The following is a 20,443-nucleotide window of genomic DNA, read 5'->3' as shown; positions in this document are numbered from 1 at the left end:
GTATCGTGCACTCAACCATCAACACATCTCGACCATTTCCCGAATCGGTCACACCGAAGCGGAACCTTCGCTGGCGGGTCGTCGACATCGTCGTGGCCAGCGTTCTCGGTGTCGCCGCCGGCGTCATCTTCTGGGCGTGGGGTCTGGCCTGGGGGCCGCTCAGCGCGGCACTGGCATTCAGCCCCGGGCTCGGCGGCCTGCTCGCCGGCGGCTGGCTGTTCGCCGGTGTCCTCGGCGGGCTCGTCATCCGCAAGCCCGGAGCCGCCATCTACACCGAACTGGTGGCCGCCGCGGTCTCGGCGCTGATCGGAACCGTCTGGGGCTTCGAAACCCTCATCTGGGGGCTCGTGCAAGGCATCGGGGCTGAGATCGTCTTCGCCCTGTTCTTCTACGCGAACTGGCGCATCGGTGTCGCTCTCCTCGCCGGAGCGACTACCGGTCTGGCGGTTGGGCTTCTCGACACGACATTCACCAGCTACGCGGCGCTCGACGTCGCAGCGAAAACCACCTACGTCGTCAGTGCCATCGTGTCCGGTGTGGTCCTGGCCGGGCTCCTTTCCTGGCTCGCCGTTCGGGGGCTCGCCGCCACGGGAGCGCTCAGCCGCTTCGCCTCGGGCAGGCAGGCCCGAACGGTCCCGGACACCAGCGGTCGATGACCGCCGCCTTTGCAGCCCACCCCGTTCCTGGCGCACACCTGCGCGCCAGGAACTGGGGATGGCGGCACGCCGGCCGGAGCACGCCCGCCGTTTCCGCCCTCGACCTCGAGATCGAACCGGGGGAGCGGGTGCTGCTCCTCGGGGCGTCCGGTGCGGGCAAATCGACGTTGCTGCAGGCGATGGCCGGGGTACTCGGGGGCGAGGAGGAGGGCGATGAGTTCGGCTCCCTCCTGCTCGACGGACGACGGCCGGCGGATGCGCGCGGCCGGGCCGGGCTGGTCCTCCAGGACCCCGATTCACAGATCGTCCTGGCGCGGATCGGTGATGACGTCGCGTTCTCGGCAGAGAACCTGGGTGTCGGGCGGGAGGAGATCTGGCGACGGGTGCGGTGGGCGTTGGACGCTGTCGGGCTCGACTTGCCGCTCCGCCACTCGTCATCGAACCTGTCCGGCGGCCAGAAACAGCGGCTCGCGCTGGCGGGTGTCCTTGCCATGCAGCCGGGGCTGCTCCTCCTCGACGAGCCGACGGCGAATCTCGATCCCGGCGGCGTGCGGGAAATCCGGGATGTCGTCGACCGTGTGGTTTCCGACACTGCGGCAACGCTCGTCGTCGTCGAACACCGTGTCGCGGTGTGGCGGGATGTGGTGGACCGCGTCATCGTCCTGGACCCAGCGGGCGGGGTCCTCGCCGACGGGGACCCGGGCATCGTGCTCGAGCGGGAGGGGTCACGCCTGGCTGCCGCCGGTGTCTGGGTGCCGGGCATTCCACCTCGGGTCGCGGCCCGTCCACACCGCGCGTCCCCTGGGCTCGACCTGCTGCACGCTTCCGGGCTCACCGTCGGCCGGACCCCGTTCGCTTCCAAGGTCCCGGCCGTCGCGGCATCCGATCTCGATCTCACTCTCGCTGAGGGCACCGGAACGGCCGTCACCGGAGCGAATGGAACCGGCAAGTCGACGCTTGCCCTGACTCTAGCCGGGCTGCTGGAGCCGGTCAGCGGGTCACTGAGTGCGACGGGCGCCCTGGCCAGGGGGCTGCCCGCTTCGCCGATCCGCTGGAAGTCCCGCTCGCTGCTGACCCGGTTGGGCACCGTGTTCCAGGAACCAGAGCACCAGTTCCTCGCGTCGACGGTGCGCCGTGAACTCGCCATCGGGCCGACGGCGTTGAAACTGGCGCGGAGCGAGATCTCCTCTCGTGTCGACGACCTGCTCGAGCGGCTGCGGCTGGCCCACCTCGCCGACGCGAACCCGTTCACGCTCTCCGGAGGAGAGAAACGCCGGCTCTCGGTCGCGACTGTTCTGGCAACGCGGCCGCAGGTGCTCCTCCTGGACGAGCCCACCTTCGGCCAGGATGCCGTGACCTGGGGTGAGCTCGTCTCGCTGCTCGGTGAACTGGTCGACGGCGGCAGTTCCATCGTCACTGTGACGCATGACCTTGCTCTCGTCGAGGCGTTCGCGGACCGAGAGCTCGTCCTCGGCGCAGCGACCGAGGTGAGGGCATGAGCGTACTCCTTCCCGAGATCCGCGATTCCGCGATCGCACGGGTCAACCCGGTCGCCAAGCTCGCCGTCGCTGTGTTCCTCAGTGTCACTCTCCTGCTCTCGATCGACGTCGTTTCGGCATCCGTCGCGCTGCTGCTCGTCGGCATCCTCCTGTTCTGGTCGGGGCTCGATGCCCGCCAGTTCTGGATGCGGACCGCACCTCTGTGGCTTGCGGCGCCGTTTGCTGGGCTGACGACCGTGCTGTACGGGCAGGACAGCGGTGCCCTGTTGCTGGAGTGGGGGCTGATCTCCGTCACGGACGGTTCCCTCACCCTCGGCTCGGCGATCACACTCAGGGTGCTGGCGATCGGGCTTCCGAGCATCGTGCTGTTCGCCACAACCGATCCCACCGACCTCGCTGACGGCCTCGCCCAGGTGTTGCGCTTGCCCGCACGGTTCGTTCTCGGCGGTCTCGCCGGGATGCGGATGATCGGCTTGTTCCTTGACGACTGGCGGGCGCTCGGCCAGGCTCGGCGGGCCCGTGGCGTCGGTGACGCCCATGTGCTCGTGCGCCTTGGAACTCAGGCGTTCGCTCTGCTGGTCCTCGCGATTCGGCGAGGCAGCAAACTGGCGACGGCGATGGAAGCGAAGGGATTCGGATCCGACCTCCCGAGGACCTGGGCGCGGCCGTCTCGGTTCGGATTCGCCGAAGCCGTTCTCATCGCGATCGGGGTCGTCATTGCGGCGGCGTCCGTTGCCGCCGCGGTGCACGCAGGAACCTGGAGCTTCATCCTTGACCGGTCGTGACCCCGCCGGCTCGAGGTCTCCCGAGCTGCTCAGCCTTGACGACGCAGTGATCCGGATCGTTGCGTGCCGTTCCCTGCCCGTCGAGACCGTCCTGATCGACGGGCCGAGCGGGGCGGGCAAGTCGACGCTCGCGGACGCGCTCGTCGCCACATGGCCCGGCGCGGTCAACCTCGTGCGGATGGACGACATCTATCCCGGCTGGGATGGGCTGTCCGCCGCGAGTCGGCACGTGCACGACAGTCTGCTCGTACCCCGGCGTCGCGGCGCGGACTCGCGCTGGCGCAGGCACGACTGGGAAACCGACAGGGCGGCCGAGTGGCATACCGTGCCGGCCGATCGCTCACTCGTCCTGGAGGGTTGCGGTGCGCTGTCGCGCAGCAACGCACCGCTGGCGACGCTCAGGATCTGGCTGGACGCCGATGACGAGGTTCGCAAGCAGCGGGCGCTGGCCAGAGACCAGGGCGGCTTCGACGCCCATTGGGACCGCTGGCACCAGCAGTTCACCGAGTTCGTTGCCGCCGAAACCCCGAGAGAAGCGGCGGACCTCCACATCCGGTTGCCCTGACGAGGGCGTGACGGTTCAGAACGAGTCGATCCACGTGCCGACAAGTACGACAGGATGCGACAACCGCCAGAGGAAGTCCGGGTCGTGGATCGAGGAATCCAGCTTCAGTGAAACGGTCCGCTCGGTCCCGGAGCCGTCATCCACGAGGATGCTCCCGACTGTGGCGCCGGCTCCTGCGGTGGTCACCTGATCGGTGTCGACAGTGACCTTCGGCGTGACCTGGCCCCAGCGCACCGTCTCCGGGGACAGCCCGGCGACTCCTCGTGCCGTGTCACCCCACGCGGTCGTGAAGGTCGCCACAGGGGTGCCTTCGGCAATGACGGGCTGGGCCGACACGCCTGCTTTGGCGCTTTCCACGAGCGCCAGCATTCCGGCGTCGAGGGTGTCCCAGTCGGGCTGGCCGAGGAACACGCCATAGACCCTGAGCGGTTCTTCGGCACCCTCCACGTGCACGTCGAGTCCGAACTGGAGGCAGATGCCGGCAGCATCCGTGTAGCTGCGCGAAACTCCGATAACCCCGTTTTCGGGCATGTACGTCGTGGTGTTGATCACGCCCCGGCGGCTGGGCAGGCCCGTCACCGGCTCGGACAGGACCGTGGCGATCGCCGGTGTCTCGAGCGCGAGTGCTGACAGGCGGGCCAGATCGGCGGCTGTGCCGACGCTTCGGTCGCTGAGCCCGGTGGCATCGACGACGACGGTGTCGGCGAGCCCGTTCTCAGCGAGCCAGGCATTCGCGGCGATGACGTAGTCGTCGACGGATCCGAAAGCCCACCGGGCGAGGGTGTCGGCGTGGTTGTTGCTCGACCCGAGCAGCATCGCCTGGAGCATCTCGCGCTCGGTCCACGCGTCGGCGGTGTACACGGTCACCGTGCGGGTTCCGGCATCCCGGTAGTCGATGTAAGAGAGATAATCGTCGCTGGTGATGGGAACCGTCTGCCCGGGTGAGTTCTCACCGAGCGGGTGCCTGTCAAGAACGACGAGTGCGGTGATCGTCTTGGTGATGCTGGCCATCGGCACAGCCTCGGCACTTCCGCTCGCGGCGAACGGTGCACCGCTCGCCGCGAGCGTGATGGCGCTGGCTCCCGCTGTCGGGAGCGCCGGAGGGGTGGTGGGTTCCGGCTCGTCGAGCGCGATCCGCGAGACGGATGCCGCCGGAAGCGGCCCGAGAAGTGTCGCCGGCCCGTAAATCCCGATTCCGAGGATCACCACGGTGCCGACGAGGATACCGATCCCGCGTGCTACGCCCACTGGAGGCACCTGGAAACTATCACGGGCTCAGGCTAACCCCGCGGGGAAGCATCGGTCATCAGCCCCACCCAAGAGCGTGCAATTCGTCATCATCGATTCCGTAGAAATGAGCGATTTCGTGCACCAGGGTGATGCGCACCTGTTCACGGAGTTCGGCCGCGTCCTCGACGACATTGAGGAGTGGCTCCCGGTAGATGCTGATCATGTCGGGCAGTTCGCCGAACCCGTACTGGTCCCGGTCGGTGAGCGCGACGCCGTGGTACAGGCCGAGCAGGTCGAGCGATCCATCCTCCGGACGGTCCTCGATCACGATGGCGACGTTGACGAGCCCGTCGACCATGTCGTCGGGGAGGTCATCGAAGACGTCGCCGACGAGAGCTTCGAAGGTGTCCGCATCCATGTCGACCATGTGCTTACACCGTTCTGAAATCTCTCCGCGAGAGAGGGGAACTTGGGGTGAGTAACGGGGCTTGAACCCGCGACCTCCTGGACCACAACCAGGCGCTCTACCAACTGAGCTATACCCACCATGTGCACCGTACGACCGGAGTCGTGCGATTGCGACTATGAGAGTCTATTACACAATCTGGGTGTAGTTGTTCACCACTGCCGCCGCGACGGACTTGGCTTCGTCTGACGTCGGGCCGGGCAGCGGAACGAACGCGGCTTCCCGGTAGTACGCCAGCTCACGGATCGACTCCAGGATGTCAGCGAGGGCACGGTGGCCGCCGTCTTTCGCGGGGGCGTTGAAGTAGATCCGCGGGTACCAGCGACGAGCCAGTTCCTTGATGGATGACACATCCACGTTGCGGTAGTGCAGGTGCGAATCAAGACGGGGCATGAACTTCGCGAGGAACGCGCGGTCGGTGCCGATCGAGTTGCCGGCGAGTGGTGCTTTCTGCTCCTCGGGAACATGGCTGAGGATGTATTCGAGGGCCTGGTACTCGGCATCCGCAAGGCTGACACCGTGAGGAATCTCCTCAAGGAGTCCGGATGAGCGGTGCATGTTCGTCACGAACTCGCCCATGTTCTCGAGCGCGGACGCGTCGGGCTTGATGACGATGCTGATTCCGTCGTCGATCGGCTTCAGGTCGAAATCGGTGATCACCACCGCTATCTCCACCAATTCATCGACGGCAAGGTCGAGCCCGGTCATTTCGCAGTCGATCCATACCAGGCGGTCGCTCACATTACTCATGCCCTAATGCTACTTGCGACGTGCGACGCTCCCGCCCGGCATCCGGACCACCGGCGAACTCCCCGGTGGGAAAGGCTCTGGTCGCTGCGGTATTCTGGGTTCTGCCCGCCTCCGTAGCTCAGGGGATAGAGCAGGAGCCTTCTAATCTCTTGGTCGCAGGTTCGAATCCTGCCGGGGGCACTTTGTCAGGCATCTCGTGGTGCTTCTCATCTCTTGGTCGCAGGTTCGAATCCTGCCGGGGGCACTTTTGTTCACGCTGCTGTCGACGCGACAGCCAGCCACCAGATCGGGAAAGCGAACCAGGCCAGTCCGCCGATCACGGCTCCGGCGGTGTAGAAGCCCGTCTGCACGGGCGAGCCGGATGGCGCGAGAAAGCCGACCCCGGCGGCGGCCGCGCCGACGAGGAGGGCCACGAACAAGACGATCGCCAGTACCGACACCCACGGGGGAATAGCAGAGACCGCTCGCAACGCAGGTGCCACTCCAGCGATCCAGGCGAAGGCGATGACCGTCGCAGGAATCGCAACGATGGTCTGAGCCTGCAAGTCCGCGCGACCAGCCAGCATGAGCAAGGTGACCGTCGCGAGCGCGGTGACGCCGACGGATGCAACGATCGTGAACACCCACATTGCGGCTCCCGCCTGCATGCGCAACGTGACCAGGATCATTGCCACGATCCACGGCACGGCGCCGAGGACTGAAAGCCAGTCGTTGACGGGCCCGAGCCACGACCACCGGGACTGTTCAGTCGTGAACGGCGTGGCCAGAGCGAAAAACAGGGCGAGCGCGACCAGGGCCGCGAGGCTCAGGAAGCCCTGCAGGCCGGCCCAGATGCGCAACTGCTCCGTCACAGGAGCAGATTACGCTCGTGCGCCCTGGGAGTCACCGCCCATTCCGGCCCGATTCACCCGGCGATGCCCTCGCGCCAGGGAAGTAACTCGCATCCTAAAATGACGGCGCTCGGCGATTCTCCAGCCGGCTCGGTCACCATGTTGCGATGACCCCATCACCTCGCTCGCGTCGTCCCGTTCCGCTGCCGGCAGGCCCCGGTCAGGAGTCTGTCTGGGACTACCCGCGCCCGCCGCGCGTGGAGGCGAGTCCGGATCGCGTGATCATCCGCCTTGGAGGCCAGGTCATCGCGGAAACCAGCGGGGCGCTGCGGGTCCTGGAGACAAGTCATCCGCCGGTCTATTACGTGCCGAAGGCATCCTTCTCGAGCGGAGTCCTCGCTCCGGCAAGCGGATCGAGCTGGTGTGAGTTCAAAGGCCAGGCCGCATATTTCGATGTGTCGGCTGGGAACGCCGTTGTCCGTCGTGGCGCCTGGCACTACCCGGCACCCAGCGCGGGGTTCGAACAGCTCGTCGGCATGGTTGCCGTTTATCCCGGTCTGATGGATTCGTGCCACGTCGGCGACGAGCTCGTGCGGCCGCAGGAGGGGAACTTCTATGGAGGATGGGTGACCTCCCGAATCGTTGGACCGTTCAAAGGTGCGCCGGGGACGATGGGCTGGTAGCGCAACGCGCAGTGACACATGTCGGTAACCGGACGGCGGTACGTTAGGAGGATGCGAGCGCTACAGGCACAGATCATTGCAGAGCTGAACGTCCAGCCCACCATCGACCCGGCCGCCGAGGTGAGCAGGAGGGTCGGATTTCTGGTCGACTACCTGCGTGCCACGTCCACCAAGGGTCTCGTCCTCGGCATCAGCGGGGGACAGGATTCGAGCCTCGCCGGCCGGCTCTGCCAGCTTGCGGTGGAGAAGTTGGCTGATGAAGGCACTCCAGCGACATTCATCGCCGTGCGGTTGCCGTATGCCGTCCAGCACGATGAAGACGACGCGCAGCTGGCGCTGGATTTCATCCGCCCGGCTCGGGTGATCACATTCAATGTGAGCAGCGCCGTGGATGCCGTCGAGGACGAATATGAGGACGTCGCCGGCAAACAGCTCACCGACTTCCATAAAGGAAACGTCAAGGCCCGTACCCGGATGATCGCGCAATATGCGATCGCTGGTGAAGAAGGATGCCTCGTCGTCGGAACCGATCACGCCGCGGAAGCGGTCACCGGTTTCTTCACGAAGTTCGGCGACGGCGGCGCGGATCTGCTGCCGCTGAGTGGCCTGTCCAAGCGGCAGGGCAGAGAAATCCTCATGCATCTCGACGCTCCCGACCGGTTGCACCAGAAACCGCCGACCGCAGACCTGCTGGACCGCAAACCGGGTCAGACCGACGAAGCGGATCTTGGCCTGGAGTACGAGGACATCGACGATTACCTCGAAGGCAAGACGGTTCCGGACGACATCGCCGCATCCATCGAAGCCCGTTTCCTTGCGACCCGACACAAGCGCACAACTCCCGTCACTCCCGTCGACGCCTGGTGGCGCTGAGCCGAGCGCCCAGGTTAACGACAGAGGCGGTGCCGCGATCACGCGGCACTGCCTCTGTCGTCCGGGAACTTGTCAGGCGAGTTTCTTCTCAGCCTCGAGGTCGGCGGCCGCGCGCTTGACATCCATCGCGGCGACGTCGTCGATGAGTCTCTGGGTGGTGGTGTCTGCACTGGAGAACGCAGCCGGTGTCACCGACGGTTCGCCGGCATCCGTCGACGAGAACGTCTCCCGCTGTTCACGGGCAGCCCACGCATCCTGCTCGGCCACGAGTGTCTTCTCGGACGCGGTGACGTCGAACTTCCACCGCTCCAGGTCGCTTTCGAAAACACGACGGGTGCGTGACGGGCGAGCCTGCCATTCGAGGAGCCGGTCGCGGAACTCCGACCGAACGGCGGCGAGTTCGAAACCGAATGTGGCGGAATCGCGCTTCATCTCGGCCAGCTGGTGGGCAGCCCAGTTCGCGGCAACTGCCGATCCCTTGATCGGTAACAGTCGAAGCTGGATGTCAGCCTGCCCGGCGGCCCGGTCGGCGAGCAATTGCTCCTGAGGGCTCAACGAGTTCCACGATGCTGCCTCGGTCGACGCGTCGACAAGCGCTGCGATCGCGGATGCCTTGAGATCGCGGTCTCGCTGGTTGACCAGTCGACGCACGGCGGCTTTCGTCACGGCCGCGGCGAGAAGCGCCGAGACGAGTATTGCGACAGCGACGACCGCGGCCAAGAAAAGCACCGGTCGGGTGTCGGGTGCGGTCAGCCAGGCTACGAATTCATTCCACCATTCCATGTGCCGAACGTTACCGGGCAACCGAGCCAGGACCGGCGAAATTCGCGCCGTGTCGCGGATTGTCACCCTCGGCGAAAGCCGGACCGGTCACAGCGCGTGAAGGCAGTCCATCGCATCGTCGATTCGCCAGAACTCACCCAGCGTCTGGAATCGCGCCGAGTGGGGAGCGAGGCGTTTCGCGATGAACATCGTGCCATCGTCGGCGTCCCGGCGTTCGATGTGCCCGAGGATCCGGCCATCAGCCACGGTCGCCCGCCACAGGTCGTCCTTCACCCGGACGAGGTCCAGTCCCGTTCGGTGGCGTGCCACGTCGACCGGACCGCTCGCCAGCGCGCTGACGGGCTGCAGCACAGTCGGATGGGTGAGTGTCATGGTTCCTCCTTGCCTGCGGCCGGCCCCGGATCGATCTTGCGCTCTCACACTAAAGGGCACCACCGACATCGGCGTGACGGCGCTGGTGCACCCGGGGAGGCAGCAGACGGAGGAACCGCCCGGTGTCAGTTCAGACCGGTGCCGTCGATGGCGAAGGGTTCGATAGCCGCCAGCTCGGCTTCCGTGAGAGGCGGCGCTTCGAGCGCCCCGACGTTCTGCTCCAGCTGTGTCACCGAGCTTGCGCCGATGAGCGCCGACGTGACCTGCGGGTGCCGCAGCACCCAGGTCAGTGCGAGCTGGGCGAGAGTCTGGCCACGATCCCGGGCGATGCCGTCCAGTGCGCGGGCACGCTCCAGGTAGGTCTCGCTCAGGCGATCCTGGGGCAGGAAGTGGCTCGTAGCGGCGCGAGACCCGGCCGGGACGTTCCCGTCGAGGTAGCGGTCCGTGAGCATGCCCTGGGCGAGCGGCGAGAAGACGATCGACCCGGCACCGACCTCATCGAGCACGTCGAGGAGCCCGTTTTCGACATGACGGTTGAACATCGAATAGCTGGGCTGGTGGATGAGCAATGGGATCCGGTGCTCAGCCAGCGCCGCCGCAGCCTTCCTGGTCTGCTCGGGGGAGTAGTTGGAGATACCAGCGTACAACGCACGCCCGGACGTCACCGCGGTGGCAAGTGCTCCCATTGTCTCCTCGATGGGGGTGTCCGGGTCTGGGCGGTGGGAATAGAAAATGTCGACATAGTCGAGACCGAGCCGACCGAGGCTCGCATCGAGCGAGGACAGCAGCGTCTTGCGCGAACCCCACTCGCCATACGGTCCAGGAGCCATGTCGTATCCGGCTTTGCTGGACACGATGATCTCGTCACGGTGAGAAGCGAGGTCGTCGGCGAGGATTCGGCCGAAGTTGCTCTCGGCGGAGCCGGGAGGAGGCCCGTAGTTGTTGGCGAGGTCGAAGTGGGTGATGCCGAGGTCGAACGCGCGGCGGACGATGGCTCGCTGGGTGTCCAGCCCTCGGGCATCGCCGAAGTTGTGCCAGAAGCCGAGGCTCACGCGAGGCAGAAGCAGACCGCTCCTCCCCGTCCTGGCGTACTGCATGGTGTCGTAGCGGTTCTCGGAGGCAACATAGCTCATGACGCAATGCTAGTGAGTGGGACCGTCCGGATTCCCCGCCGCACGCCCTCGGAAATGTCCTCCACAACGGATGATCGTGTGGCGCTTGTCCACGGACCCATCGCACTCCGGTTCCCGAACCATCCCCGGGCACACACTCGGTGTGTGGTTCCCGGAGTCGGCGATCCGGCACGAGGGCCGGCCCGGGAACCACACCCACGCCGGAGGTTCCGTGCGTGTTTCAGCGAGGACGGAGCATCCCATGACCGACACCATCACCCTGACCGGGCTCGTCGCGACTGTTCCCTACGTGGTGGATCAGGACGACAAGGTCCCCTTTTTGAGTTTCCGGCTGGCGTCCAGCCAGCGGTACTTCGACCGGCGCACCTCCCAGTGGGTCGCCGGTGACACCAACTGGTACACGGTGACCGCGTTCCGAGCCCTCGCGATTCACGCGGCGGCATCCGTCCACAAGGGCGACCGCGTTCTCGTGACCGGACGGTTGAAGATCCGGCGCTGGGAAGCCGGCGAGAAGAACGGCCTCTCGGTTGATGTCGAGGCGGACAGCATCGGCCACGACCTCGTCTGGGGCACGGCCCGCTTCGAGCGCGCGGCTCAGCGGGACGCGTCGCCGGCGCCAGACGTGCCCGTGACACCGTCGACGGATGCCGACACGACGGTTCCCGGCGGAGCTCCGGCTGCTACACCCGCGACGCAGGAGGCATGGGATGTCACCACCCCCGGGCGGCAGATCGACGACCTGGTGGGCGCGTCCGCTGACGTGGCCGACACCCCGTTCTGACACGCAGGCACAGCGCGCCTACGATGGAGTGGGCGCGGGACCTGCGCCGGGATCAGGCGGGGGACCACGGTATGCGCTCCAGCATCGGCACGCCCATCCGCGTTCTCCCCGCGGCCATGGCGGTGGCACTCCTGCTGACCGGATGCGCGGCTCCGGCGGAATCGGGCCCGGTCGGGCCGGGCTCCTCCGCATCAGGCACGCCGACGTCGACACCGGCGCCGACCTTCGACCCGGGCGCGTCGGCGGACGAAGCTCTGGCGTTCTTCGACAGCGTCAACACGGCGACTCTTGTCACGGATGCCGACGCGGACGGCCGCGCATTCATCGACGGCCTGGCCGCGGCCGGTTTCGACACGGCGACGATGGAGCTCACTGCCGACCAGACGACCATCGGGCATGCCGCCGATTCCATCCAGTTCTCGGTCCGCTGGGGCGAGAACTGCCTGATCGGTCAGAACGGTTCCGCGGTCGGCGGCTACCACTCCACGCTCGCCCCGGTGCTCGGGACGGGCCGATGCCTCATCGGCAGCACCCGGCCGATAGACTGGTAGCAATATGGCTGAATACATTTACTCCATGGTGCGCGCCCGCAAAGCGGTCGGAGACAAGCTCATCCTCGACGACGTCACGATGTCGTTTTTCCCCGGTGCCAAAATCGGAGTCGTTGGTCCCAACGGCGCCGGAAAGTCGACCATCCTGAAGATCATGGCCGGGCTCGACACTCCGAGCAACGGTGAAGCGAAGCTGACCCCCGGTTACACCGTCGGCATCCTGATGCAGGAACCGGAACTCGACGAGTCGAAGACGGTACTCGAGAACGTCCAGGAGGGCGTCGGTCCGATCAAGGCCAAGGTCGACCGGTTCAACGAAAACTCCGCCGCGATGGCTGAGCCTGACGCCGACTTCGACGCCCTGCTTGCCGAGATGGGCACCCTGCAGGAAGAGATCGACCACGCCGATGCGTGGGACCTCGACTCACAGCTCGAGCAGGCCATGGACGCACTTCGCACCCCGCCGGGTGAACTCGAAGTTTCGAACCTCTCCGGTGGTGAGAAGCGCCGCGTCGCCCTCTGCAAGCTCCTCCTTCAGAAGCCGGACCTGTTGCTTCTCGATGAGCCCACCAACCACCTCGACGCCGAAAGTGTTCTCTGGCTCGAGCAGCACCTCGCCAAGTACCCCGGCGCCGTCCTCGCCGTCACCCACGACCGGTACTTCCTCGACCACGTCGCCGAGTGGATCGCCGAAGTCGACCGCGGCCACCTGTACCCCTACGAGGGCAACTACTCCACCTACCTCGAGAAGAAGCAGGAACGACTTCAGATCCAGGGCAAGAAGGACCAGAAGCTTTCCAAGCGCCTCGCCGAGGAGCTCGACTGGGTCCGCTCCAACGCCAAGGGCCGCCAGGCCAAGTCGAAGGCGCGTCTCGCACGGTACGAAGAGATGGTGACCGAAGCCGAGCGCACTCGGAAGCTCGACTTCGAAGAGATCGTCATCCCCGTCGGCCCTCGCCTCGGCGCCCAGGTCATCGATGCGAAGAAGCTGCAGAAGGGCTTCGGCGAGCGCATCCTCATCAGCGACCTGAGCTTCACACTGCCGCGCAACGGCATCGTCGGCGTGATCGGCCCCAACGGTGTCGGTAAGACGACGCTGTTCAAGACCATCGTCGGACTTGAACCACTTGATGAGGGCGACCTGAAGATCGGCGAGACGGTCGATATCTCGTACGTCGACCAGAGCCGCGGCGGCATCGACCCCAACAAGAACCTGTGGGAGGTCGTCTCTGACGGCCAGGACTACATCCAGGTGGGCAAGACCGAGATCCCGTCACGTGCCTACGTCTCGCAGTTCGGTTTCAAGGGACCGGACCAGCAGAAGAAGGCCGGCGTGCTTTCCGGTGGAGAGCGGAACCGCCTCAACCTGGCGCTCACGCTCAAGCAGGGCGGAAACCTCCTCCTCCTCGACGAACCGACCAACGACCTCGACGTCGAAACCCTCGGAAGCCTCGAGAACGCGCTCCTCGAATTTCCCGGTTGCGCCGTGGTCATCACTCACGACCGGTGGTTCCTCGACCGCATTGCGACTCACATCCTCTCCTATGAGGGCACCGAGGAAGACCCAGGCAACTGGTACTGGTTCGAGGGCAACTTCGAGTCGTACGAGGAGAACAAGATCGAACGCCTCGGACCGGATGCCGCGAAGCCTCACCGCTCCGCGTACCGCAAACTCACTCGAGACTGATGCGGGTCCACGTCCCGATCCATCTTCGATGGGGCGACCTCGACGCGTACAACCACGTCAACAACGTTGAGCTCATGCGCCTCCTCGAGGAGGCGCGTGTGCGCGTGTTCTGGCGCGACGACAGTGAAGGCGGAGACATCGATTCGGGCATGGCCCTGATCGAAGCCGAAGCGGGCTCGAACACGATCACGCTCATCGCCCGGCATGAGGTCGAATACGTGCTGCCGATCCCCTACCAGCGCCAGCCTCTGGACGTGCAGGTGTGGATCGGCAACCTCGGCGGTGCCAGTCTTGAGGTCGGCTACGAGGTGTACGGGCCGGTAGGGACGGACCAGCCTCTCTACGCCCGTGCGTCGAGCACCATCGTGCTCGTCGACGCCGAGACGTCGCGCCCGCGCCGGATCACCGACGAGGAACGCACGGCCTGGACCCGGTACCTCGAGGACCCGGTCCCGTTCACCAAACGGCGTTAGCCGATTCCGCCGGCGGAGAGGGCCGGCGGAACCCGCACCATGCCCTCCTGGGCGACACTCGCGACCAGCTGACCGTCCCGTGAATAGAACCGTCCCTGTGCGAGCCCGCGTCCGCCGGACGCGCTCGGAGATTCCTGCACGTACAGGAGCCACTGGTCGACGCGCACCGGCCGGTGCCACCACATCCCGTGGTCGAGACTTGCCACTTTCAGATCACGGGTCATCCACGGGAGCCCGTGGCGGCGAAGAATCGATTCGAGCAGGGAATAGTCGCTCGCATACGCCAGAGCGGCGCGGTGCAGACCGTCGTCATCGGGAAGGTCCCCGATGGCTTTGATCCAGACCGCGTTCGTCGCCGTGTGCTCGCCCTCCACCGACAGGTAGATCGGTGATGGGACATGGCGGATGTCGAACGGCCGGCCGTCGGCCCAGGCCTGCGCCACCGGGTGGTCGATGTGACCGAGCAGCTCCGCGGTGGTCGGCAGCTCCTCCGGCTCCGGGTAGCCCTCCGGCATCGGCGTGAAGTGGTCGAGCCCCTCGTCGATGTCCTGGAACGAGGCGATCATCGACAGGATGGGAAGACCGTTCTGGTAGGCCTGCGTCCTCCGCGTGGAGAAGGAGCGGCCGTCGTGGATGCGGTCAACGCTGAACGTGATCGGCTGGTTCACGTCGCCCGGGCGCAGGAAGTAGCCGTGCATCGAGTGCACGACCCGGTGCTCCTCGGTCGTCCTCGACGCCGCCATCACCGCCTGGGCAAGCACCTGCCCTCCGTAGACGCGACCCCCTGGCATCCATTGCGATTCACCCGTGAAGATGTCTTCACTGGTCCTGGCGCCTGTGTCTGACAGGTCGAGCGCGCGCAGGAGGGAATCGAGGGGGTCGGTCATGGTTCTCCGATCGGTGGGGCGGGGTGCGGGCGACACGGCCCTGTTAGGTAGTTTAGACAGCAGATGACGAACACATTCGAGCTTCAAGACGCCCACACCGCGGCCGACCTTCGGACCTACCTGGCCCGGGTCCGAGTCGTCGATGACACCGCGGTGCGGCTGATCGCGGGAGGGGGAGTGCTCGCCGTCTATTGCGCTGTGCTGTACCCGCGCGGGCTGCTCGATTCGAGCCCGACGATCCTGGGTCTGCGCACGCTCGCGGAGACTTCCGGAGCCCGCTTCGACCGCGTCGTTCCCCCTGCCGCGATCTCCGACCGGCTTGCCGCGCTCGACGCGTCCGAGCGAGCCGGCGCCGTGTCGCTGCCGGACAGCGACGTCCGGACCAGCTGGTCCGGGATCGCTCCGCCGCGGGGCGGTTGGGAGCGCATCGGCTCGCTCAGCTCCGTGGCGCTCGAACTCGCGGCGCGGGACGGGGCAGGGGAGATATCCCGTGCGGTGCCGGAGAACACCGGCGACCTCCGGGTGCAGCGCGTTCGCTCCCAGGTCTGGTCGCGCCCGCTCGACGGGTACGCGGATGTGCCGTCAGGAGTCGCTTTCGCCGCGGGAAGTCTGGGCTTCCTTGTCGGTGAGGAGGAGATCCCGCTCTACAGCTCCGGCCAGTGGTTCCGGGCCAGCCCGGTACGCGGGCACGTCCTCGTCCGCACCGGTCGGGGCGTCTGAACTCGATTCAGGTCAGGAGTTCGGCGATCGTCTCTTCTCCTATCCGCCGGTGCAGGGGTGAGTCGTCCGAGGACACCAGCACCGCCGAAGCCATGTTCAGCGCCCAACCCTGAGCGCGTAGCCAGGTCGCGTCGTCGATCTCCGGTCGCGCATCCACGGCCGCTCGGAAACGGCCGCGACCGGCGTGATCGAAGATGAGCCACGCAGCGGCCAGGTCAGTGGCGGGATCCCCGGCCGTGAGGTCACCGAAATCGATCACCGCGTGCAGCCCGCCGTTGACCGTGAGCAGGTTCGCCGGGTGGAGGTCACCGTGCACCCATATTGGGTCTCGGTCCCAGACCGGTTGCGCCAGCGCGCGCTGCCAGAGGCGCATGGCAGCGTCCGGGTGAGGAATCAGTCCGGACCGGAACCGCTCCTGCATGGCGGCATCCCGTTCACCGAGGCGGACGCCCCGGTACGGGTTCGCCGGCGCACCGGCGGGTGCTTCCGTGCCGAGTGCTCGCAGGAACGCCGCCAGCGGTTCAGCGAACACGGAACGCGCGGACCGTGGCAGGTCAGCGACCAGGTCCCCGGTGATCCAGCGGCTGATGCTCCACGGCCACGGGTAGTACGCCGTTGGCAGGCCGACCCGCACCGGGACGGGAACGGTCACGCGTACCCGGACGGCGATGCCCGGTAGCCACCTCTGCTCCTTCACCACCAGCCCAGATGACACCATGCGCCGCGGGAGCCGCACGAGAAGATCCGAGCCGAGACGGAACAGCGAGTTGTCCCACCCCGAGGCGAAGGGCTCGATCACCTGGCTTGCCAGGTCCGGATGCTGCTCCTCCAGCAGCCGCCGGACGAGCGCCGTCGAGATCTCGACCTCGGCGGGCGGTGTTGTGGCCATCGTCCCAGTATGCAAGGAGGATGCCGCGGTGCGCGTTCTCGACGCGGCAGTTCACACGTTGACGGCCGTTTTCGTCGGGACAGGTTCGTGGCGCAGGTAGCTGCGGCCGAAATCACCAGTGCCTGCGGTCAGCGCGCGCAGCTCGACCGCGTAACGCAGCAATTCAGCATCCGGAATCTCCGCACTGATTTCGGTGCGGTCACCCCCGGCCGACGATGTTCCGGTCATGTGGCCCCGTCGGGAGGACAGGTCCGTCATGACCGCGCCGACATAGATGTCAGGCACGCTGATCGTGACAGAGGAGACCGGTTCAAGCAGCTGGATGCGGGACGCGGATGCGGCCTCCCGCAGCGCCAGCGCGCCAGCCGCCTGGAATGCGGCATCCGACGAATCGACGCTGTGCGCTTTGCCACCGACGAGCCTCACCCGGATGTCCACCACGGGGAAGCCGGCTGAGACCCCCTTCTGCATCTGTTCCCGGATGCCCTTCTCCACCGAACCGATGTAGTGCCCGGGAACCACGCCGCCGACCACGTTGTTCACGAACTCGAACCCGCCGCCGCGTTCGAGCGGTTCGACCTCGATCTCGCTGATGGCGTACTGGCCGTGCCCGCCGGACTGCTTGACGTAGCGTCCGCGGGCGGATGCCGGCATCGCGAAGGTTTCCCGCAGCGGTGTGATGACATCGACGGTCTGCAGCTTCACGCCCTGGTTGCGGAGCCGGTCGAGCACCACCTCGGCGTGGGCTTCACCCATGCACCACAGAATGAGCTGATGGGTTTCAGGGTTGCGTTCGACCCGCAGCGTCGGGTCGACCGCGGCAACCTTTCCCATGCTCCTGGCCAGGGCGTCGTCATCCGCGCGGGAAGCCCCCTGGACCGCAACCGGCATCAGCGGCTCCGGCATGTCCCACCCCTCCACCAGCAGCGGCCGTTCCCGGTCGGAGATCGTGTCACCGGTTTCGACGCTGCTCAGTTTGGTGAGCGCGCAGATGTCGCCGGCGACGCAGGACGGCACCGGGCGCAGAGCGGAACCGAGCGGGGATTGCAGGTGGGTGATCCGTTCGTCGCTGTCGTGGTCCTGATGACCGCGATCTGCGAGCCCATGCCCGCCGACGTGGATGTTCGAGTTTTCGCGCAACGTGCCCGAGAAGATTCGCACCAGGCAGACGCGGCCCAGGAATGAGTCGATGGTGGGGCGCACCACCTCACCGATGAGCGGCCCGGCGGGATCGCAGCTGCGCTGTCCGACGGTTCTGCCGCCGAGGTCGGTCACCGGGGGGACCGGTCGTTCCACAGGAGACGGAAACGCCCGGGTCATCAGCTCGAGCAGTTCAGCGGTGCCGACTCCGGTCTCAGCGGATGTCGGCAGCACCGGGTAGAACGACCCACCCGCCACCGCGGTTTCCAGGTCAGCGATCAGGGTGTCGAGTTCGATCTCTTCGCCGCCGAGGTATCGGTCCATCAGCGTCTCGTCCTCGCTCTCAGCGATGATGCCCTCGATCAGCGTGCCGCGCGCCGCCTCGGCGTCGGATAGCTCGCCCGCGTTCGCCGGTCGGTGAACTGGCGCTCTGTTCTCTGCGCCATAGTCCGAGACCGTGCCTGACAGCAGCCCGCGCAGGCCGGTGATCGCTCCGGACGTGCGGACAGGGAGGTAGAGCGGCAGCACCGAGTTGCCGAATGCGTGCTGGCAAGCGGCGAGAACAGCCTCATAGTTGGCCCGCGGATGGTCGATCCTGCTGATCACCACAGCGCGCGGCATCCCGACCCGGTCGCATTCACCCCACAGGGCGGTGGTGGCAGCGTCGACACCGTCGACCGCAGAAACCACGAACAGTGCCGCATCCGCAGCCCGCAGCCCGGCGCGCAGATCGCCGACGAAGTCCGGGTATCCCGGAGCGTCAAGCAGATTCACCTTGACGTCGTCGACGGCGATGGGCAGCACTGACAGGGCAACAGACCGTTGCTGGTGGATCTCCGAGGGGTCCGAGTCGCTCACCGTGGTGCCGTCGACGATCGAGCCGATGCGCGTGAGAGCGCCTGTGGCGGCGAGCAGCGCTTCGGTCAGCATCGTCTTCCCCGACCCGGACCGGCCGACCAGCACGATGTTGCGGATGTTCTCCGGTCGCCCGGCCCACACGCCGGGCGACGCATCCGCTCGTTCTGACGTGCCCCGGGCTGCGGCTTTCGCTGAGCCGTTGGTACCTTTCGTCGACATGAGGATCTCCCTGCTTCACCTGCCGCTCACACGATATGACTCGATTGGACACCCTGAGACGCCCGACGGCAAGGGTTCAATTCGTCGATTCCCGTGACGGGCCGTGTCTCAGCTGCCGGAGCGGTTGGGCAGGTTACTCGTCGAAGGTGTTCACCATCGCCTGGGCGGCGCGCTCGAGGTAGTCCCAGAGCGTCGCCTCGTGCAGGGGCGACAGCCCGAGCGTGTCGACCGCGGCACGCATGTGGAGCAGCCAGCGGTCGCGGGCATCCGGGTTGACCTTGAACGGCATGTGCCGCATCCGCAGCCGGGGGTGACCGCGCTGCTCACTATAGGTGGACGGGCCGCCCCAGTACTGTTCGAGGAACATCGTGAGTCGCTCAGTGGCGGGACCGAGATCCTCTTCGGGGTACATCGGCTGGAGCACCGGGTCCGCTGCGACGCCCTTGTAGAACTCCACGCAGAGCTTTTCGAACGTCGCGCGGCCACCGACTTCGGCGTAGAACGTGCTGGAGAGAAGATCGCTCATGGCTTCTGTGGTGCCTTCCTCGGCGGTTTCCGCGCTGCGTGCGGGGCCTCGTTGACCACCTTGAGCGGCTTCGTCCGCGGCGGGCGAGCGCCGGTGACGGATGCTGCACCGTCGAAGCCTTCGAGGACGACGCTGTTGAGCGACGGAAGCTGAATACCCATGGCGTCGGTGCCGGCTTTGAGTCGGGCGCGGAGTTCGCGGGCGACGTCGTCCTTGGCCGGCGGACGGGTCTTCACGACGAGACGGATGACGAGGGCTTCCTCGGAGATCGACTCGATGCCCCAGAGTTCGGGGCGTTCGAGGATCCGGCTACGCCACTTGGGGTCCTGTGCAAGGGAGGACGCCGCTTCCATCATCCGGTCCTGAACGGCTTCGACGTCGGCGTCGTACGGAATGGCGAGGTCGATGATGACCCGCGCCCAGCCCTGCGACATGTTTCCGACGCGGAGGATCTCACCGTTGCGGACGAACCAGAGCGTTCCGTTGACGTCGCGCACCTGGGTGATCCGGATGCCGACGCGTTCGACGACACCGGTGGCCGGGCCGAGGTCCACGACGTCGCCGACGCCGAGTTGATCCTCCATCACCATGAACAGGCCGTTGAGCACGTCCTTGACGATGTTCGGCGCGCCGAAACCGAGGCCGGCACGGAGCGCGGCGGTTAGCAGCGCGAGGGAGCCGATGATGTTCTCGTTGATCTCGTTGACGATCAGCACGATGGTGACGATGACCACTGTGACGTTGACGATATTGCCGAGGACCGTGCCGAGGGTGCGGGTTCGCTGGACCAGTCGCACCGCTGCGAGCGGCGAGACGTTGAGCGCCTGGGTGTCTTCGGCGCCCTGGTTCTTCTTCACGCCGGAGACGATCTGGTGCACGACACGACGGATGACGAAGTGAAGCAGCCACGCTGCGATGACCGCGCCGAGGATGATCAGCGCAATGGAAACAAGAGTGCCGAGGGGCGACAGGAAGAACGCCTCAACGTTCGCCCAGAAGTCAGTCATATTCATTGCCTCGATTGTACCGGCGTGCTCTGAACGGATGCCGACAGGCGCGAATCGCTGGGTTTGCGGGCACGACGCGA

General features: G+C 66.3%; 23 protein-coding genes and 2 tRNA genes. 12 read left to right on the top strand and 13 right to left on the bottom strand.

Annotated elements, in window-relative coordinates; all coding sequences use genetic code 11:
- Positions 1-5: 5 nt before the first annotated feature.
- From ACLQ62_RS15500 to ACLQ62_RS15485, 4 genes are read left to right on the top strand one after another with little or no spacing between them, the layout of a single operon-like run.
- Complete coding sequence (locus ACLQ62_RS15500; protein WP_411722526.1) at positions 6-656, top strand: ECF transporter S component; 651 nt, start codon at positions 6-8, stop codon at positions 654-656.
- Positions 653-2,155, top strand: coding sequence for an ABC transporter ATP-binding protein (locus tag ACLQ62_RS15495; protein WP_411722525.1), 1,503 nt, complete (start codon positions 653-655; stop codon positions 2,153-2,155). Before ACLQ62_RS15500 ends, ACLQ62_RS15495 begins: the two co-directional genes overlap by 4 nt.
- Positions 2,152-2,940 carry an energy-coupling factor transporter transmembrane component T family protein gene (locus ACLQ62_RS15490; RefSeq protein WP_411722524.1) on the top strand — a complete coding sequence of 263 codons (789 nt, stop codon included), beginning with the start codon at positions 2,152-2,154 and terminating at the stop codon, positions 2,938-2,940. The genes ACLQ62_RS15495 and ACLQ62_RS15490 overlap by 4 nt, the downstream gene beginning before the upstream one ends.
- Positions 2,927-3,505 (top strand): ATP-binding protein, encoded by a 579-nt coding sequence (locus ACLQ62_RS15485; protein WP_411722523.1) that lies wholly within the window; start codon positions 2,927-2,929, stop codon positions 3,503-3,505. Before ACLQ62_RS15490 ends, ACLQ62_RS15485 begins: the two co-directional genes overlap by 14 nt.
- Positions 3,506-3,520: 15 nt before the next feature.
- On the opposite strand, the gene ACLQ62_RS15480 is transcribed toward ACLQ62_RS15485, so the two are convergent.
- From ACLQ62_RS15480 to orn, 4 genes are all read right to left on the bottom strand, one after another.
- A complete protein-coding gene (locus ACLQ62_RS15480) occupies positions 3,521-4,753 on the bottom strand; it encodes a D-alanyl-D-alanine carboxypeptidase family protein (RefSeq protein ID WP_411722522.1) in 1,233 nt (410 codons plus the stop codon).
- A 58-nt stretch (positions 4,754-4,811) separates the two neighbouring features.
- Positions 4,812-5,162 (bottom strand): metallopeptidase family protein, encoded by a 351-nt coding sequence (locus ACLQ62_RS15475; protein ID WP_411722521.1) that lies wholly within the window; start codon positions 5,160-5,162, stop codon positions 4,812-4,814.
- 43 nt (positions 5,163-5,205) lie between these two features.
- Positions 5,206-5,281, bottom strand: a tRNA-His gene (locus tag ACLQ62_RS15470).
- A 49-nt stretch (positions 5,282-5,330) separates the two neighbouring features.
- Positions 5,331-5,951: an oligoribonuclease gene (orn, locus tag ACLQ62_RS15465; RefSeq protein WP_411722520.1), complete on the bottom strand. Its 621-nt coding sequence runs from the start codon at positions 5,949-5,951 to the stop codon at positions 5,331-5,333.
- A 107-nt stretch (positions 5,952-6,058) separates the two neighbouring features.
- On the opposite strand from orn, the gene ACLQ62_RS15460 reads away from it, so the two are divergent.
- A tRNA-Arg gene (locus ACLQ62_RS15460) sits at positions 6,059-6,131 on the top strand.
- A gap of 71 nt (positions 6,132-6,202) precedes the next feature.
- Here ACLQ62_RS15460 and ACLQ62_RS15455 read toward each other — a convergent pair.
- Entirely contained in the window at positions 6,203-6,802 is a 600-nt protein-coding gene (locus ACLQ62_RS15455; protein ID WP_411722519.1) for a hypothetical protein, read from the bottom strand.
- Positions 6,803-6,948: 146 nt separating this feature from the next.
- Between ACLQ62_RS15455 and ACLQ62_RS15450 the strand changes: the two genes are divergently transcribed.
- A complete protein-coding gene (locus ACLQ62_RS15450; protein WP_411722518.1) occupies positions 6,949-7,464 on the top strand; it encodes a DUF427 domain-containing protein in 516 nt (171 codons plus the stop codon).
- A 51-nt stretch (positions 7,465-7,515) separates the two neighbouring features.
- Entirely contained in the window at positions 7,516-8,337 is an 822-nt protein-coding gene (gene nadE / locus ACLQ62_RS15445) for an ammonia-dependent NAD(+) synthetase (protein ID WP_411722517.1), read from the top strand.
- A 72-nt stretch (positions 8,338-8,409) separates the two neighbouring features.
- Here nadE and ACLQ62_RS15440 read toward each other — a convergent pair whose 3' ends face one another.
- The 3 genes from ACLQ62_RS15440 to ACLQ62_RS15430 form a co-directional block, all read right to left on the bottom strand.
- On the bottom strand, positions 8,410-9,120 hold the full coding sequence (locus ACLQ62_RS15440; RefSeq protein WP_411722516.1) for a hypothetical protein: 711 nt from the start codon (positions 9,118-9,120) through the stop codon (positions 8,410-8,412).
- An 87-nt stretch (positions 9,121-9,207) separates the two neighbouring features.
- Positions 9,208-9,492, bottom strand: a complete 285-nt coding sequence (locus tag ACLQ62_RS15435; RefSeq protein WP_411722515.1) for a hypothetical protein — start codon at positions 9,490-9,492, stop codon at positions 9,208-9,210.
- 125 nt (positions 9,493-9,617) lie between these two features.
- On the bottom strand, positions 9,618-10,625 hold the full coding sequence (locus ACLQ62_RS15430) for an aldo/keto reductase (protein WP_411722514.1): 1,008 nt from the start codon (positions 10,623-10,625) through the stop codon (positions 9,618-9,620).
- A gap of 241 nt (positions 10,626-10,866) precedes the next feature.
- Here ACLQ62_RS15430 and ACLQ62_RS15425 point away from each other — a divergent pair, with 241 nt between their 5' ends.
- The 4 genes from ACLQ62_RS15425 (at position 10,867) to ACLQ62_RS15410 (ending at position 14,117) form a co-directional block, all read left to right on the top strand.
- Positions 10,867-11,406 (top strand): single-stranded DNA-binding protein, encoded by a 540-nt coding sequence (locus tag ACLQ62_RS15425; protein ID WP_411722513.1) that lies wholly within the window; start codon positions 10,867-10,869, stop codon positions 11,404-11,406.
- Positions 11,407-11,477: 71 nt separating this feature from the next.
- On the top strand, positions 11,478-11,957 hold the full coding sequence (locus tag ACLQ62_RS15420) for a DUF6993 domain-containing protein (RefSeq protein WP_411722512.1): 480 nt from the start codon (positions 11,478-11,480) through the stop codon (positions 11,955-11,957).
- A gap of 4 nt (positions 11,958-11,961) precedes the next feature.
- The gene (gene ettA, locus ACLQ62_RS15415; protein WP_411722511.1) at positions 11,962-13,644 is read left to right on the top strand and encodes an energy-dependent translational throttle protein EttA; all 1,683 of its coding nucleotides are present in this window, start codon (positions 11,962-11,964) and stop codon (positions 13,642-13,644) included.
- A complete protein-coding gene (locus ACLQ62_RS15410; RefSeq protein ID WP_411722510.1) occupies positions 13,644-14,117 on the top strand; it encodes an acyl-CoA thioesterase in 474 nt (157 codons plus the stop codon). Before ettA ends, ACLQ62_RS15410 begins: the two co-directional genes overlap by 1 nt.
- On the opposite strand, the gene ACLQ62_RS15405 is transcribed toward ACLQ62_RS15410, so the two are convergent.
- Positions 14,114-15,004 (bottom strand): acyl-CoA thioesterase, encoded by an 891-nt coding sequence (locus ACLQ62_RS15405; RefSeq protein ID WP_411722509.1) that lies wholly within the window; start codon positions 15,002-15,004, stop codon positions 14,114-14,116. The two genes, ACLQ62_RS15410 and ACLQ62_RS15405, sit on opposite strands and share 4 nt — an antisense overlap.
- A 63-nt stretch (positions 15,005-15,067) precedes the next feature.
- Between ACLQ62_RS15405 and ACLQ62_RS15400 the strand changes: the two genes are divergently transcribed.
- Entirely contained in the window at positions 15,068-15,724 is a 657-nt protein-coding gene (locus ACLQ62_RS15400) for a hypothetical protein (RefSeq protein WP_411722508.1), read from the top strand.
- A gap of 7 nt (positions 15,725-15,731) precedes the next feature.
- On the opposite strand, the gene ACLQ62_RS15395 is transcribed toward ACLQ62_RS15400, so the two are convergent.
- The 4 genes from ACLQ62_RS15395 to ACLQ62_RS15380 all read right to left on the bottom strand — a co-directional run bounded on the left by ACLQ62_RS15395 (position 15,732) and on the right by ACLQ62_RS15380 (position 20,369).
- Entirely contained in the window at positions 15,732-16,613 is an 882-nt protein-coding gene (locus ACLQ62_RS15395; protein ID WP_411722507.1) for an aminoglycoside phosphotransferase family protein, read from the bottom strand.
- A gap of 51 nt (positions 16,614-16,664) precedes the next feature.
- Entirely contained in the window at positions 16,665-18,830 is a 2,166-nt protein-coding gene (locus ACLQ62_RS15390) for an elongation factor G-like protein EF-G2 (protein WP_411722506.1), read from the bottom strand.
- Positions 18,831-18,963: 133 nt separating this feature from the next.
- A complete protein-coding gene (locus tag ACLQ62_RS15385) occupies positions 18,964-19,356 on the bottom strand; it encodes a globin (protein ID WP_411722505.1) in 393 nt (130 codons plus the stop codon).
- Positions 19,353-20,369: a mechanosensitive ion channel family protein gene (locus ACLQ62_RS15380; RefSeq protein WP_411722504.1), complete on the bottom strand. Its 1,017-nt coding sequence runs from the start codon at positions 20,367-20,369 to the stop codon at positions 19,353-19,355. Before ACLQ62_RS15380 ends, ACLQ62_RS15385 begins: the two co-directional genes overlap by 4 nt.
- Positions 20,370-20,443: the final 74 nt, after the last annotated feature.

Source organism: Mycetocola sp., assembly GCF_046716805.1.
Lineage (GTDB): Bacteria > Actinomycetota > Actinomycetes > Actinomycetales > Microbacteriaceae > Mycetocola_A.
The sequence above is the reverse complement of the archived record's forward strand: the minus strand, read 5'-3'. Positions and strand labels throughout refer to the sequence as shown.